General features: G+C 67.0%; 11 protein-coding genes. 7 read left to right on the top strand and 4 right to left on the bottom strand.

Annotation, left to right across the window (positions count from 1 at the left end; all coding sequences use genetic code 11):
* Positions 1–159: 159 nt before the first annotated feature.
* Entirely contained in the window at positions 160–429 is a 270-nt protein-coding gene (gene rpsT / locus VPH47_RS15295) for a 30S ribosomal protein S20 (protein ID WP_005408560.1), read from the bottom strand.
* 117 nt (positions 430–546) lie between these two features.
* On the opposite strand from rpsT, the gene murJ reads away from it, so the two are divergent.
* The 7 genes from murJ (at position 547) to VPH47_RS15260 (ending at position 10,230) form a co-directional block, all read left to right on the top strand.
* Complete coding sequence (murJ, locus tag VPH47_RS15290; RefSeq protein WP_110711602.1) at positions 547–2,151, top strand: murein biosynthesis integral membrane protein MurJ; 1,605 nt, start codon at positions 547–549, stop codon at positions 2,149–2,151.
* Between the two features lie 75 nt (positions 2,152–2,226).
* Positions 2,227–3,174, top strand: a complete 948-nt coding sequence (locus VPH47_RS15285; protein ID WP_110711603.1) for a bifunctional riboflavin kinase/FAD synthetase — start codon at positions 2,227–2,229, stop codon at positions 3,172–3,174.
* Positions 3,171–6,002 (top strand): isoleucine--tRNA ligase, encoded by a 2,832-nt coding sequence (gene ileS / locus VPH47_RS15280; protein ID WP_197610257.1) that lies wholly within the window; start codon positions 3,171–3,173, stop codon positions 6,000–6,002. The genes VPH47_RS15285 and ileS overlap by 4 nt, the downstream gene beginning before the upstream one ends.
* The gene (lspA, locus tag VPH47_RS15275; RefSeq protein ID WP_180846398.1) at positions 6,002–6,526 is read left to right on the top strand and encodes a signal peptidase II; all 525 of its coding nucleotides are present in this window, start codon (positions 6,002–6,004) and stop codon (positions 6,524–6,526) included. Before ileS ends, lspA begins: the two co-directional genes overlap by 1 nt.
* 27 nt (positions 6,527–6,553) lie before the next feature.
* Positions 6,554–7,504: a 4-hydroxy-3-methylbut-2-enyl diphosphate reductase gene (gene ispH, locus VPH47_RS15270; RefSeq protein WP_019337505.1), complete on the top strand. Its 951-nt coding sequence runs from the start codon at positions 6,554–6,556 to the stop codon at positions 7,502–7,504.
* A gap of 180 nt (positions 7,505–7,684) precedes the next feature.
* Positions 7,685–9,568 carry a M61 family metallopeptidase gene (locus VPH47_RS15265; RefSeq protein WP_368851173.1) on the top strand — a complete coding sequence of 628 codons (1,884 nt, stop codon included), beginning with the start codon at positions 7,685–7,687 and terminating at the stop codon, positions 9,566–9,568.
* Positions 9,565–10,230, top strand: a complete 666-nt coding sequence (locus tag VPH47_RS15260) for a lysoplasmalogenase (protein ID WP_368851172.1) — start codon at positions 9,565–9,567, stop codon at positions 10,228–10,230. Before VPH47_RS15265 ends, VPH47_RS15260 begins: the two co-directional genes overlap by 4 nt.
* Positions 10,231–10,383: 153 nt before the next feature.
* On the opposite strand, the gene VPH47_RS15255 is transcribed toward VPH47_RS15260, so the two are convergent.
* Genes VPH47_RS15255 through VPH47_RS15245 form a run of 3 tightly spaced genes read right to left on the bottom strand, consistent with a single transcriptional unit; the run spans position 10,384 to position 14,686 of the window.
* Positions 10,384–13,182: a TonB-dependent receptor plug domain-containing protein gene (locus VPH47_RS15255; RefSeq protein WP_368851171.1), complete on the bottom strand. Its 2,799-nt coding sequence runs from the start codon at positions 13,180–13,182 to the stop codon at positions 10,384–10,386.
* A gap of 11 nt (positions 13,183–13,193) precedes the next feature.
* Positions 13,194–14,162, bottom strand: a complete 969-nt coding sequence (locus VPH47_RS15250) for a FecR domain-containing protein (protein WP_368851170.1) — start codon at positions 14,160–14,162, stop codon at positions 13,194–13,196.
* Positions 14,159–14,686 carry an RNA polymerase sigma factor gene (locus tag VPH47_RS15245; RefSeq protein WP_110711610.1) on the bottom strand — a complete coding sequence of 176 codons (528 nt, stop codon included), beginning with the start codon at positions 14,684–14,686 and terminating at the stop codon, positions 14,159–14,161. The genes VPH47_RS15250 and VPH47_RS15245 overlap by 4 nt, the downstream gene beginning before the upstream one ends.
* Positions 14,687–14,896: the final 210 nt, after the last annotated feature.

Here is a 14,896-nt window from a genome sequence, read left to right as displayed (position 1 = left end):
CCGGGTTTTTCATTTTCCGGTAGTGCCGGCCGCTGGCCGACATTCCTCGGGGTTGCCGGCCAGCGGCCGGCACTACCGGATCGCGGGCAACAAAAAACCCGGCCGGGGCCGGGTTCTTGTCTGCTGCCCGACCCCGAAGGGCAGGGCGGCAACGCCGGATCAGGCGGCCTTGAGGGCCTTGATGCGGTCGTTCAGGCGGCTCTTGTGACGAGCAGCCTTGTTCTTGTGGATCAGGCCACGCGCGCTGAAGCGATCCAGGATCGGCTGGGCAACGGCGAAGGCGGCTTCGGCGCCGGCGGCATCGTTGGCGTCCAGCGCCTTGATCACTTTCTTGACAGCGGTGCGCAGCATCGAGCGCTGAGCCACGTTGCGCGCGTTGCGCACGACGGTCTGCTTGGCGCGCTTCTTGGCGGACTTGATATTGGCCACGGTGGTGGTTTCCTGAAAAAATCGGTGTTATGGGAACAGCAAGCTAGCTAGTATGATGGCGTAAGAAATGCACGTCAAGTCGATTGTCAAGAGGGACGCTGAGTGAGTTCACCCAAGTTGTTGCGGGGCCTGCTGTCGTTCAGCAGCATGACCATGGTCTCGCGCGTTCTCGGACTTGTCCGGGACTTCGTGGTGACCACCACGTTCGGCACCAACGCCATCACTGATGCTTTCTGGGTCGCCTTCAGGGTACCCAATTTCCTGCGCCGGTTGTTCGCCGAAGGGTCTTTCGCCACCGCTTTCGTGCCGGTGTTCACGGAAGTGAAGGAAACCCGCAGTCACGCCGAGCTGCGCGAACTGATGGCCCGGACCGCCGGCACCCTGGGCGGGGTGCTGATGCTGGTCACCGCGCTGGCGCTGATCTTCGCGCCGCAGCTGGCCTCGGTCTTCTCAAGTGGTGTTGATACCGATCCGGTCAAGCAGGGCCTGCTGGTCGACCTGTTCCGCCTGACCTTCCCGTTCCTGCTGTTCGTATCGCTGACCGCACTGGCCGGCGGCGCGCTGAACAGCTTCCAGCGCTTCGCGATGCCGGCGCTGACCCCGGTCATCCTCAACCTGTGCATGATCGCCGGCGCGCTGTGGCTGGCGCCGCGGCTGGGCGGCACCCCGGAAAAGCAGATCCTGGCGCTGGGCTGGGCGGTACTCGCCGCCGGCATCCTGCAGCTGCTGTTCCAGCTGCCGTCGCTGAAGGGCATCAACCTGCTGACCCTGCCGCGCTGGGGCTGGAGCCATCCGGGCGTGCGCAAGGTGATGACGCTGATGGTGCCGACCCTGTTCGGTTCCTCGGTGGCGCAGATCAACCTGCTGCTGGATACGGTGATCGCGGCCAAGCTGACCGACGGCTCGCAGTCCTGGCTGTCGCTGGCCGATCGCTTCCTGGAGCTGCCGCTGGGCGTGTTCGGCGTGGCGCTGGGCACGGTGATCCTGCCGGCGCTGGCCCGCCACCACGTCAGTACCGACCGCGAGGGTTTCTCGCGCTCGCTGGACTGGGGCCTGCGCATGACCCTGCTGATCTCGGTGCCGGCCATGTTGGGCCTGCTGCTGCTGGCCGAACCGCTGATCGCGACCATTTTCCAGCACGGCCAGTTCAGTGCCTTCGATACCCGCATGACCGCGCTGTCGGTGTACGGCTTGAGCTTCGGCCTGCCGGCGTTCGCCCTGCTGAAGGTGGTGCTGCCGGCGTTCTATGCCCGCCAGGACACCAAGACCCCGGTCCGTGCCGGCGTGGCCGCGCTGGTGGCCAACATGGTGTTCAACTTCGCCCTGCTGGCCGTGCTGTACCAGGTCATGGTGCCGGACGAGCTGAAAGCGCAGGGCGTGATGGCCGCCATCGGCAAGCAGCCGGGCCTGCACCTGGCGCTGGGCATTGCCAGCGCGCTGTCCAGTTACCTGAACCTGGGTCTGCTGTGGTACTGGCTGGGCAAGACCGACGTCTACCAGCGCCGGCCGGGCTGGGGCGGCTATCTGGTACGCCTGGTGCTGGCCTGCGTGGCCATGGTTGGCGTGCTGCTGGCCCTGCTGCACTGGCTGCCGGGCTTCTCCGCGATGAGTGTGTGGGAGCGGATCGGTGCCCTGGCGCTGCTGGTCGGCGGCGGCGGCGCGACCTACGCGGTAGCCATGCTGGCGATGGGCTTCCGCCCGCGCGACCTGCGCGGGCATTGATCGCGGCTTGTGGCGGCTATACTTCAGGGTTACACCATTGAAGCGGCGGCCCCGGTCGGGCCGGAACGAGAGTTGATGAGCAGGCTGTTCAGAAGCGTCGAGGGTGGGGAGCTGTTCCCCAACGGAAGCGTGGTCTGTATCGGCGCATTCGACGGCCTCCATCTGGGCCATCGTGCGCTGGTGCGCCATGCGGTTGCCCGCGCGCGCGCCTTGGGCGTGGCCGCCGTGGCCGTGGCATTCGAGCCGCTGCCGCGTGAATTCTTCGCCCAGGGCACGCCGCCGCCGCGGCTGACCCTGGCGCGCAGCAAGGTCGAGATCCTGCGCGAGCTCGGCGTCGATGCGGTCGGCCTGCTGCGTTTCGACGCGGCGATGGCGGCGATGCCGGCCGAGACCTTCGTGCGCCAGTTGCTGGTCAAGCGCCTGGGTGCGCGTGAGGTCTGGATCGGCCCGGAGTTCTGCTTCGGCAACCGCCGCCGTGGCGATCTGGCCCTGCTGCAGAAGCTGGGCGCCGAGCTGGGCTTCAGCGCTGGCGAGATCGAAGCGGTGGATCTGCACGGCGAGCGCATCTCCAGCACCCGCATCCGCCAGCTGCTGCAGGACGGCGATTTCGCCCGTGCCGGCGACCTGCTCGGCCGTCCCTACGCGATCAGCGGGCGGGTGGTGCGCGGGCGCCAGCTCGGTCGTACGCTGGGCTTCCCCACTGCCAACCTGCGGTTCCCGAAGACCCCGGCGCTGTCGGGCATCTACGCAACCTGGGTGCACGGCGTGTTCGACCAGCCCTGGCCCTCGGTGTCCAGTTTCGGCACGCGGCCGACGGTGGACGGCGTGGAGCCGTTGCTGGAAGCCCATCTGTTCGATTTCCAGGGCGACCTGTACGGGCGCCACATCGACGTGGAATTCGTCGCCAAGCTGCGCGACGAAGAGAAATTCAATGATCTGGCGGCACTGACCGACCAGATGCACCGCGATGCCGAACAGGCGCGCGCCATCCTTTCCGAACATAGATTGCGAGCCACTGCGTGAGCCAGGACTACAAGACCACCCTGAACCTGCCAGCCACCGAATTCCCGATGCGCGGCGACCTGCCCAAGCGCGAGCCGGGCATTCTGGCGCGGTGGGAAGAGCAGGGGCTCTACCAGCAGCTGCGCGACAACGCCGCCGGCCGCCCGCTGTTCGTGCTGCATGATGGCCCGCCGTACGCCAACGGCCGCATCCACCTGGGCCACGCGGTCAACAAGATCCTGAAGGACATCATCGTCAAGTCGCGCTACCTGGCCGGCTTCGATGCGCCCTACGTGCCGGGCTGGGACTGCCATGGCCTGCCGATCGAAATCGCGGTCGAGAAGAAGTGGGGCAAGGTCGGCACCAAGCTCGACGCCGTCGAATTCCGCCAGAAGTGCCGCGAGTTCGCCGAAGAGCAGATCAACATCCAGCGCGTGGACTTCAAGCGCCTGGGCGTGACCGGCGACTGGGACAACCCGTACAAGACCCTGAGCTTCGACTTCGAAGCCAACGAGATCCGTGCGCTGGCCAAGGTCGTGGCCAATGGCCACCTGGTGCGCGGCGCCAAGCCGGTGTACTGGTGCTTCGACTGTGGCTCGGCGCTGGCCGAGGCCGAGATCGAATACCAGGAAAAGGAATCGCCGGCGATCGACGTGGCCTACGCCGCGCGCGATGCGCAGGCCATCGGCCAGGCGTTCGGCGTGAGCGTGCCGGCTGATGTGGAAGTGGCCGTGCCGATCTGGACCACCACCCCGTGGACGCTGCCGGCTTCGCTGGCGGTGTCGCTAGGCGCGGAGATCAACTACGTGCTGGCCGAAGGCCCGGCGCACAACGGCAAGCGCCGTTGGCTGGTGCTGGCCGCGGCCCTGGCCGAGCGCGCGCTGCAGCGCTATGGCGTCGAAAACGTGGTGCTGCACGGTGAAACCACCGGTGCCGCGCTGGAGAACCAGCTGCTGGCGCACCCGTTCTACCCGGAGCGCGAGATCCTGGTGCTCAACGGCGACCACGTCTCCGACGAGGACGGTACCGGTGCGGTGCACACCGCCCCCGGCCACGGCCAGGAAGACTTCGTGGTCAGCCAGAAGTACGGCCTGCTGGACAAGTACAACGCTGGCCAGGTGACCCCGATCGACGGCCGTGGCGTGTACCTGGAATCGACCCCGCCGGCCGGTGACGTGGTGCTGGCCGGCCAGCACCTGTGGAAGGCGCAGGAGGCCATCGTCGGCGTGCTGCGCGACAACGGTTCGCTGCTGGCCTTCCACCCGATCCGCCACAGCTACCCGCACTGCTGGCGCCACAAGACGCCGGTGGTGTTCCGCGCCACCCCGCAGTGGTTCATCTCGATGGACAAGGCCAACCTGCGCAACGATGCGCTGGCCGCCATCGACACCGTCGGCTGGTTCCCGACCTGGGGCAAGGCGCGCATCCAGAGCATGGTCGACGGCCGCCCGGACTGGACCATCTCGCGCCAGCGCACCTGGGGCGTGCCGATTGCCCTGTTCACCCATCGCCAGACCGGCGAGATCCATCCGCGTTCGGTGGAGCTGATGCAGCAGGTTGCCGACCGCGTCGAGGCCGAGGGCATCGACGTGTGGTACTCGCTGGATGCCGCCGAACTGCTGGGCGCCGAAGCGGCCGATTACGAGAAGGTCACCGACATCCTCGACGTCTGGTTCGACTCGGGCGTGACCCATGAAGGCGTGCTTGCCGCGCGTGGCTTCGGCAAGCCGGCCGACCTGTACCTGGAAGGTTCCGACCAGCACCGCGGCTGGTTCCAGTCCTCGCTGCTGACCGGCGTGGCGATCGACAAGCGCGCGCCGTACAAGCAATGCCTGACCCACGGCTTCACCGTGGACGAGCACGGCCGCAAGATGTCCAAGTCGCTGGGCAACGGCATCGAGCCGCAGGACATCATGAACAAGCTGGGCGCGGACATCCTGCGCCTGTGGATCGCCTCGGCCGACTACAGCAACGAGATGTCGCTGTCGCAGGAGATCCTCAAGCGCAATGCCGACGCCTACCGTCGCCTGCGCAACACCGCACGCTTCCTGCTCGGCAACCTGGACGGTTTCGATCCGGCCCAGCACCTGCAACCGCTCGACCAGATGGTCGCGCTGGACCGCTGGATCGTGCATCGCGCGTGGGAGCTGCAGGAGAAGATCAAGGCGGCCTACGACGGCTACAACATGGCCGAGATCGTGCAGCTGCTGCTGAACTTCTGCAGCGTGGACCTGGGCTCGCTGTACCTGGACGTGACCAAGGACCGCCTGTACACGATGCCGACCGATTCGCACGGTCGCCGTTCGGCGCAGAGCGCGATGTACCACATCGCCGAAGCGTTCACCCGCTGGGTGGCGCCGATCCTGACCTTCACCGCCGACGAGCTGTGGGGCTACCTGCCGGGCGAGCATGCCGGACACGTGCTGTTCACCACCTGGTACGACGGCCTGGCGCCGCTGCCGGCCGATGCCCAGCTCAACGCCGCCGACTTCGACCAGCTGCTGGCCGTGCGCGAGCAGGTGGCCAAGGTGCTCGAGCCGATGCGTGCCAACGGCGCCATTGGTGCCGCGCTGGAAGCGGAAATCACCATCGCCGCCAGTGAAGAACAGGCGGCGCGCTGGCAGCCGCTGGCCGATGAACTGCGTTTCCTGTTCATCAGCGGCGACGTGCAGGTGCGTCCGGCGACCACCGACGAGGTGTTCGTCAGCGCCCAGCCGACCACCAAGGCCAAGTGCGTGCGCTGCTGGCACCACCGCGCCGACGTCGGCAGCAACGCCGACCATCCGGAACTGTGCGGCCGCTGCGTGAGCAACATCACCGGTGCCGGCGAACTGCGGAGCTGGTTCTGATGGCCGCGCCCCGTCCGCATCCGAACGCCCTGGTCTGGCTGCTGCTGTCGGTGGCCATCATCGGGCTGGACCAGTGGTCCAAGGCCTGGGTGTTGTCGAGCCTGCCGGAGTTCCAGCCGGTGGTGGTCATCGACGGCTTCTGGAACTGGTACCGCACCTACAACACCGGTGCCGCGTTCAGTTTCCTGAGCGACGCCGGTGGCTGGCAGAAGTACTTCTTCACGGCGCTCGCGATCGCCATCAGCGGCCTGATGGCCTGGTGGCTGCGTAGCACTGCCCGCGGCAACTGGAAGGCGGCGGTGCCGTACGCGCTGATCATCGGCGGCGCCATCGGCAACGTGATCGACCGCCAGGTGCATGGCCATGTGGTCGATTTCATCCAGTGGTACGTGGGCAGCTACACCTGGCCTTCGTTCAACATCGCCGATTCGGCCATCGTGGTGGGTGCCATCGGCATCGCCCTGTTTGGCCTGTTCGACGGCAAGTCCGCCAAAAAGGCGGATAATGCCAATCCGAAACCGTAAGCCGGCCGCTGCCGGGAGATTGAACTGATGGATGTGCTGCTCGCCAACCCGCGTGGTTTCTGTGCCGGTGTCGATCGTGCGATCGAGATCGTCAAGCGCGCGATCGAAACGCTGGGCGCGCCCATCTACGTCCGCCATGAAGTGGTGCACAACCGCTTCGTGGTCGATGACCTGAAGCAGCGCGGCGCGATCTTCGTCGAAGAACTCGACGAAGTGCCGGACAACAACACGGTGATCTTCAGCGCGCATGGCGTGTCCCAGGCCGTGCGCCAGGAAGCCGAGCGTCGTGGCCTGAAGGTGTTCGATGCCACCTGCCCACTGGTGACCAAGGTCCACTTCGAGGTTGCCCGCCACTGCCGTGCCGGCCGTGACGTGGTGCTGATCGGCCACGCCGGTCACCCGGAAGTGGAGGGCACCATGGGCCAGTGGAACCGCGAAGCCGGCACCGGCCAGATCTATCTGGTCGAGGATGTCGAGCAGGTTGCCACGCTGCACATCAATCAGCCGGAAAACTTCGCCTACACCACCCAGACCACGCTGTCGGTGGACGACACGCGCGGCATCATCGATGCATTGCGCGAGCGTTTCCCGGCGATGCAGGGCCCGAAGAACGACGACATCTGCTACGCCACGCAGAACCGCCAGGACGCCGTGCGCGACCTCGCCAAGCGCTGCGATCTGGTGCTGGTGGTCGGTTCGCCGAACAGCTCGAACTCCAACCGTTTGAGCGAGCTGGCCCGTCGTGAAGGCGTGGAGTCGTACCTGATCGACGGCGCGCACGAGATCGACCCGGCGTGGGTGGCAGGCAAGCAGCATATCGGCGTGACCGCCGGTGCCTCGGCGCCGCAGGTGCTGGTCGATGGCGTGCTGGCGCGCCTGGCCGAGCTGGGCGCCAGCGGCGTGGGCGAGCTGGACGGTGAACCGGAATCGATGGTGTTCGCGCTGCCGAAGGAACTGCGCCTGCGCCTGGTCGACTGACCGGGAAGCGCCTCATCCACGCATGGCGTGGATCTACTGAAACTGCTCTGGTGGGTGCGAACCTTGGTTCGCACGCTTCTGGGCATGCACGAATGGGCGCTCGCCCATGACCTTTGGCCATGGGGCGGGGCACTTTACGGGCCTAGCATCGGAAGATTCTCCGTTGTTGGAAGTTGCCCGATGAAGACCCGAGCCTTGGCGATGTCGTTGCTGTTCGCGCTGGCGGCCACGCCTGCACTTGCGCAGACCTCGCCACCGGCGAACGCGGCGGCTCCCGGCCTGCTGCGCATCGATGTCGACGCGCGCGATCTGGCCCGTCGCATCTTCAAGGTGACCGCCACCGTGCCGGTCAAGCCCGGCCCGGTCACCCTGCTGTACCCGCAGTGGATTCCCGGCAACCATTCGCCCACCGGCCCGATCGACAAGCTGGCCGGCCTGCGCGTGGCGGCCAACGGCAAGCCGCTGGCCTGGCAGCGTGACCAGTTCAACGTCTATGCGTTCAAGGTGAACGTGCCCGAGGGCGTGAGCGAGATCGTCGCCCACTTCGATTTCCTGTCCTCGCAGGGTGGCAGCCAGGGCCGGGTGGTGATGACCCCGGAAATGCTCAACCTGCAGTGGAACGCCAACTCGCTGTATCCGGCCGGTGTCGACGCTCGCCAGCTGCAGGCGCAGGCCAGCGTGACCCTGCCCAAGGGCTGGTCGTTCGCCACTGCGCTTGAAACCGCGCGACGCGATGGCGATACCGTCGTCTTCAAGCCGATCTCGTATGACCATCTGGTCGATTCGCCGTTGTTCGCCGGCGAGCACTACCAGCGCATCGATCTCGATCCGGGCGCGAAGGTGCCGGTGCACCTCAATGTGTTTGCCGACGACGCCAAGTCGCTGAAGCCGAGCGAGGCGCAGATCACCATGCACCGCGCGCTGGTGCAGCAGGCCGACAAGCTCTATGGTGCGCGCCACTACAACCACTACGAGTTCCTGCTGGCGTTGACCGACCGCCTCGGTGGCATCGGCCTGGAGCATCACCGCTCCAGCGAGAACAGCGCCGACCCGGGTTACTTCACCGAGTGGGACAGCAACGCGTGGATGCGCGACCTGCTGCCGCATGAGTACACCCATTCGTGGAACGGGAAGTACCGTCGCGGCGCCGATCTGGCCACCGCCAACTTCAACGTGCCGATGGGCGACAGCCTGCTATGGGTGTACGAGGGCCAGACCCAGTTCTGGGGCCAGGTGCTGGCGGCGCGTTCGGGGCTGTGGTCGACCGCGCAGGCGCGCGACATGCTGGCCAACGTGGCCGCGACCTATGACCGTGGTCGCCCGGGCCTGGCCTGGCGGCCGCTGCAGGACACCACCAACGACCCGACCATCGCCCAGCGCCGCACGTTGCCCTACCGCAACTACCAGATGAGCGAGGACTACTACTCCGGCGGCCAGATGCTGTGGCTGGAAGTGGAGGGCAAGCTGCGCGAACTGAGCGGCAATCGCCGCAGCCTGGACGACTTCGCACGCGCCTTCTTCGGGGTCGGTAATGGCGATTGGGACGTCAACCCGTACACCTTCGATGATGTGGTCGCGACCTTGAACGGCATCGCGCCGTACGACTGGGCGACGTTCCTGCGCGGGCGCCTGGACGGACATGGTTCGTTGACCGGCGGCCTGGAACTGGCGGGCTGGAAGCTGGTTTACCGCGATACCCCGAACGACGCCTACAAGGCGCAGGAAAAGCGCGCCAAGGCCGCGTTGCTGGCGTACTCACTGGGTGCGACCGTGCTGGACAACGGCACGGTCGGTGACGTGATCTGGGACAGTCCGGCGTTCAACGCCGGTCTTGCACCGGGCATGAAGGTGATCGCGGTTGGCGGCCGTGAATACAGCAGCCAGCGCTTGAAGGACGCCGTCGCCGGCGCGGCGAAGGACAAGGCGCCGATCGTGTTGCTGGTGAAGCAGTTCGATCGCATCGAAACGATGAGCATCGCCTACCACGGTGGCCTGCAGTACCCGGTGCTGGAGCGCATCGCCGGCAAGCCTGACCGCCTGGCGGACCTGTGGAAGGCGCGATGAAACCGCGCGCCCGCGATGGCGTGATCCTGCTGATGGCGGTCCTCGCCATCGTCGGTGCCTACCTGCACGGCGATGGGCACTGGCTGCACTGGCTGGCCAAGCCGGCCACTACGCTGTTGATCGCTGCCATCGCCTGGCGCGTGCACGATCCCGCGCAACCGTTCTATCGGCGTGCGGTGCTGGCCGGCATGCTGCTTTCGTGCGTGGGCGACATTGCGCTGATGCTGCCGATGGACGCGTTCGTGCCGGGGCTGGTCGCGTTCCTGCTGGCGCACCTCTGCTACATCGTCGCCTTCCGCGATGGCCTGCGTGCCGGGCGTGGGCTGTTGGCCGCCAGCGTCCTGCTGGCGGCGTTCGCCGTGCTCAATGTACTTGGCCTGTGGCCGCACCTGCCTGCACCGATGCGTGCGCCGGTGCTGGCGTACGTGGTGGTGCTGGCCTCGATGGCGGTGCTGGCACTGGCACGCCAGTGGCGCCAGCCACAGCCCGCTGCCGTGGAGGCCGCCAGTGCCCGCTGGGCCGCTGCCGGTGCCGTGCTGTTCGTCGCCAGCGATTCACTGCTGGCCTGGGACCGCTTCGCCGGTGGCCTGCCGCTGGCCAGCCTGTTGGTGTTGTCCACGTACTACGCCGCGCAGTACGCCATCGCGCGCTCGGTGAAATAGCAAAAAGGGGACGGAGGGGATTAAGTCGTATGCAGCATCAAGGCATATGCGACTTAATCCCCTCCGTCCCCTTTTTCTGTTGTCTGCCGGGGCGAAGTCATGCGTGGTGTGCGCAGCAGGTGTGGGGTGAGTGCTGACTGTCCTTGCGCCCTGTCAGCGGAACTGCAGGGTAAGCAGGTAGTAGCGGCCGAGCGGGTCGTCCAGCCCGGGCATCTGCCCGCCGTTGCCGACCAGATAGTTCACCGGTTGCGCATCAAGCACATTGTGCACGTCCAGTGCTGCGACGATGCGTGGGCCGAGGCGGCGTGCCAGGTGCAGGTTCCAGCGCAGCTGGCGTGGATTCATGCAGTGGTTCCGGTCGACCTGATCCTGTGGGCACTCGGCACCCGGCAGCCAGGCGCGGGTGCGCCCGACCTGGTTGCCGCGCAGGGCGATGTCCCAGTTGCTGTTCTGCCATTGCACGTTCAGCACCGCAGCCAGTTCGGGTGTCACGTGGCCGCGCAGGTCCACGGCAGCCTCATGGTCACGGCGGCGACGCAATTCCTGCTGTTTCAGCGCATCGAGCGAGAACAGCCATTGGCCGTTGCTGCCGGAATCGATGCGGTACTCGCCACGCAGGACCCAGTTGCGGGACGTGGTACGGCCGATGTTGTCGAACGACAGGCGCAGGCTGCTCAGGTGGCCGTCTTCATCCAGTTCCCAGGTGCTGCGATTCCACACCGCGTCGCTCGGCTGCAAGGCGAGGATCTCGTTGCGCAGTTCCACTATGTTGTGGGTCAGCGATAGCGAGAACGTGTCGTTGGGCGTCCACGTGGCCGCCAGCGAATGGCTGCGCGATCGCTCGGCCTTCAGTGCATCGTTCTCCACCACGTTGGCCGTGACGCTGCAGCCGCCACCGCGCGTGGCCATTGCACACTCCGGGAGCGCACTGGAAACCGGAAGCGTGATCGACCCGAAGTAGCCGGGAGGCCGCCGTTGCTCGAACAGGCTCGGCGCACGGTAGCCGCGCCCGCTGGCCAGCAGGAACGACCAGTGCGGCGTCGGGCTCCAGCGCAGCCCGGCGCGTGGCGAGAATGCCATGAAGCCGCCGTCGCGGTCCCAGCGTGCGGCCAGGTCGGCGCGCAGCGTGGGTGCCAGCGGCAGGCCCAGCTCGGTGTAGACGCCACTGCTTTGTCGCGACAGGCGGCGTTGCTGCTGCGGCAGGCCCAGCGCAAGGTCGCCCTGGCTCAGCAGCGCGTCCGGACGCGAGGTCCAGCGTTCGTGGCGCAGGTCGATGCCGGTGGCCAGCTGTGCATTGCCGCCGGGCATCGCCATCAGCTCACGCTGCACGCCCCACCAGCCCTGCCATTGCGCGGTGCTGCCGCGGTTGCGGATGGATGGAAACAGCGTGTCCGCCTCCGCCGCCGGAGGTGCGTCGAACCCGGGAGTGAACCTGCGCGCCTGCGTTGCTTCAAGCAGGCGCGTCGTGCGCACTGTGCCTGCAGTGGACAAGGTGACTTCGCTGCGCTGCGCACTGATGCCTGCCTCCCAGCTGCGCCGGCCCTGGTCACGGCCGATGCCGAAGGTGAGGTCGGCATCGGTGGCGCGGACGCTGGGGCGCACGTTGCCGGCCTCGCGCAGGACACTGTTGAAGGTGATCCCCCGCGAGACAACCGCAATGGCGGTCGGGCCCAGGTCGAAGCGCTGGCGGTTGTGACTGGCCCGCGCCTCGACATAGGCATAGCGTCCCTCACCACGTTCGTGCCGGTAGTGCAGGTAGGCCGACGCAGTGTCCGAGGCGGGTTGCAGCGAGCGCGGCCGCGCGCTGTCGAACCAGCAGCCATCCTCGCGCCGCTTCAGGGGCGGCTCGCAGCGCCGGGCGGGCACGTACCAGTTGCCGAAGATCGCGCCGATCGGATACAGCGAGGTTTCCGCATGCCAGTCACGCTGGTCGCCGGCGACATGCTCGACACGGTGCAGATCGACGCCGGCAAACCAGCGGTCTCCGTTGGCACGCACGCCGCCCGTAGCGGCCTGCAGGCGGTACTGGCCGGCATCACCGCGGCTGCTCAGGCCGGTCTGCAGCATGGCTTCGGGCCCATCGGCCTGGTCGCGCAGGATGATGTTGACCACGCCGGACATGGCATCGGCCCCATAGATGGCCGAGGCACCGCCGCGTACCAGTTCGATCCGGTCGACGAAGCTGAGCGGAATGCCACCGAGGTCGGTGAGCCCGCCCTGTTCCAGCGACACCATCGGATAGCGTGGCAGGCGCCGGCCATTGACGAGGAACAGGGTGGCACGCGGTCCCATGCCGTCGAAGCTGGTGGTGGCAGCAGCACCGACCGGCAGGTACTGCGAGTCGCCGCCGCGCGAGGTACTCATGGCGGGATGGCCGTTCATGCCGGGCAGGTGGCGTAGCAGATCGAACAGATTGCCGTAGCCACTGCGCAGGATGTCGTCGCGATCGATGGTGGTGACTGGCAGCGTGGTCTGCACCGAGGTACGCGGCAGCCGGCTGCCGGTGACGTGGATGGTCGCCAGTTCCACCTGGTGTGGCGTGTCGGTGGGCTTGGCGGCCGGGCGCGGGACGCGCGCGGCTGCGACCCCGTGCGGCGGCTTGGCCAGAGTTTCGGTATGGACCCGCCGCACGACAAAGGCACCCGAAGACGTGCGCAGGATGCTCACTGGCAGGCCGGCAACCAGCTGCTTCAGGGAGGCCGCGGTATCGCGCTGGCCACGGGTGCCATCGGTGCGCAGATCATCCAGTTCGCGTGCGTCGAACAGCAGGGCGGTGCCACTCTGCCGGGCCCACTGCTGCAATGCCGGTAACAGCGGGCCGGCGCCCACGTCGATCTCCAGCGTGCCCGCGGGCTCGCTGGCATCGGCCATCGGTAGTGCGGCAACACCCAGCGCAAGGCATAGCAGGGCGCGGAGCAGCCCCCACTGCAGCGCATCCGGGCCTGCCTTCACTGCCGGTCTCCTCAGTACGTGCGGCGCAGTTCCAGCGCGCCATCCGGACGCGTCTGGCCAGCGACGGACCAGCCCAGTTCCAGCGCCGACAGCAACTCCTGTGCATCGCCTGCGCGGAAGGTGCCGCTCACGGCCAGGTCTGCGATCTCCGGATCGGCGATCACCAGCGGCGTGCGGCCATAGCGGTTCATGCGTTCAACCACGATCGACAGTGGCGTGGCGTCGAAGATCAACTGCCCATGCAGCCAGCCTTCGGCCGCCGCCGTGGACGACAGTGCCGGCCCTGGCTGGATGCGCCCGGACGGCAGCACCTGCAGCTGCTGACCGGGCGCCAGCGTGTGCTGGGCTGCGCCGTTGCTCACTTCCACCGCACCTTCCAGCAGCGCGACTTCGACCAGGCCATCGTGCAGGCGTTCAACCTGGAAGGTCGTACCGATGTCGCGGATCGTACTGTCGCCGGCGTGCAGCTGCAGTGCCTTGTTCGACGGCGCGACCTGCAATTGCAGACGTCCGCGTTCAAGCTCCAGCTCGCGATGGCGCCAGCCGAAACGGGCACGCAGCGTGGTGCCGGCATCCAGCGTGGCCACGCTGCCATCAGCCAGCGTCAGTTGTCGCGGCAGTTGGCTGTCATTGGAATAGCGTTGGGGTGTGGGGTTGCCATCCACAGCCACCATCCAGCCCATGCCGACAGCCAGGCAGATGCCGGCGGCGGCGCCGAGCGCAGGCAGCCAGCGGCGTCGGGGCGCGCGTGCCGCGCGTGCTGCAGCGGTGCGCAGCCAGGGGTCCGCTGCCAGGCCCTCACCCTGCTGGAACAGGTTCTCGGCCTGCACCCAGGCTTTGACATGGTCAGGGTCTTCGGCCAGCCAGTCCTCGAACGACTCGCGCTCGGCCGGCGTGCAGTCGGGGGCTTCCAGCCGCGCCACCCAGCTGCTGGCGCGCTCGAACAGCGAGGCGTCTTCCATGTGCCGGTGGCTGTTCATTCCGTATCCCTGTCATTGTGCAGTGGATCCGGTCCCAGCTCCTGGCGCAGGCCCTGCAGGGCACGGGCGATGTGTTTTTCCACGGTCTTGGCTGTAATTCCACAGTGCCGCGCGATCTGTGTATAGCTCATGCCGGTGATCCGGTTGAGCAGGTACACCTCGCGCGCGCGCTCGGGCAGTTTGAAGAGGGCCTGCCGCAGCAGGGACAGCATCTGCCCCGACTCGGCCTGGCGCAATGGATCCGGTGACGAGCTGGTGGGCTCGTCGCTGCCATCGTGCTCGGCCAGTGACAGATGCGGTCGCGATTGTGGCGAGCGACCGCGATCCGCCAGGCGGTTGCGGGCGATACGATACAGCAGCAGGCGCAGTTCGTCGGGGCCGTGCGCACGATAACGGATCAGCCGTTCCATGCAGTCCTGGGCGATGTCCTCTGCATCCTCCGGCCCGACGCCCCGCGTGCGCAGGAACGCGCACAACGGTGCCCGTTCTTCGCGCACGAACGCGATGAAAGCGTCCGCAGGCACGGGCGGCTCCGGCGCGTGATGGATCAGGGGGGACGGGGCGGACAGGGCTGGCCTCGACAGACATTGGCGGATGCGTCATCGAGTTTTACGCGACGATGACCGGATGGGGAAGAGTGTGTAGTACTGCGCGTTTCATTATGAATGCGTTCATATTTATTGGCCGGGCAGGCTGGGGGAGTTTGCGGTACTCCGACGTTTGACTCTTTACCC

Source organism: Stenotrophomonas sp. WED208 (genome assembly GCF_040984485.1).
Lineage (GTDB): Bacteria > Pseudomonadota > Gammaproteobacteria > Xanthomonadales > Xanthomonadaceae > Stenotrophomonas > Stenotrophomonas riyadhensis.
Note: the sequence above shows the minus strand (reverse complement) of the source record. Positions and strands in the feature narration are given on the sequence as shown.

Excerpts from the sequence above, each read along its gene's own strand:
- VPH47_RS15250 (WP_368851170.1), bottom strand. The coding sequence starts at position 14,162 with ATGAACAGCCACCGGCACATGGAAGACGCCTCGCTGTTCGAGCGCGCC.
- lspA (WP_180846398.1), top strand. The coding sequence starts at position 6,002 with ATGGCCGCGCCCCGTCCGCATCCGAACGCCCTGGTCTGGCTGCTGCTG.
- VPH47_RS15265 (WP_368851173.1), top strand. The coding sequence starts at position 7,685 with ATGAAGACCCGAGCCTTGGCGATGTCGTTGCTGTTCGCGCTGGCGGCC.
- VPH47_RS15285 (WP_110711603.1), top strand. The coding sequence starts at position 2,227 with ATGAGCAGGCTGTTCAGAAGCGTCGAGGGTGGGGAGCTGTTCCCCAAC.
- ispH (WP_019337505.1), top strand. The coding sequence starts at position 6,554 with ATGGATGTGCTGCTCGCCAACCCGCGTGGTTTCTGTGCCGGTGTCGAT.
- VPH47_RS15260 (WP_368851172.1), top strand. The coding sequence starts at position 9,565 with ATGAAACCGCGCGCCCGCGATGGCGTGATCCTGCTGATGGCGGTCCTC.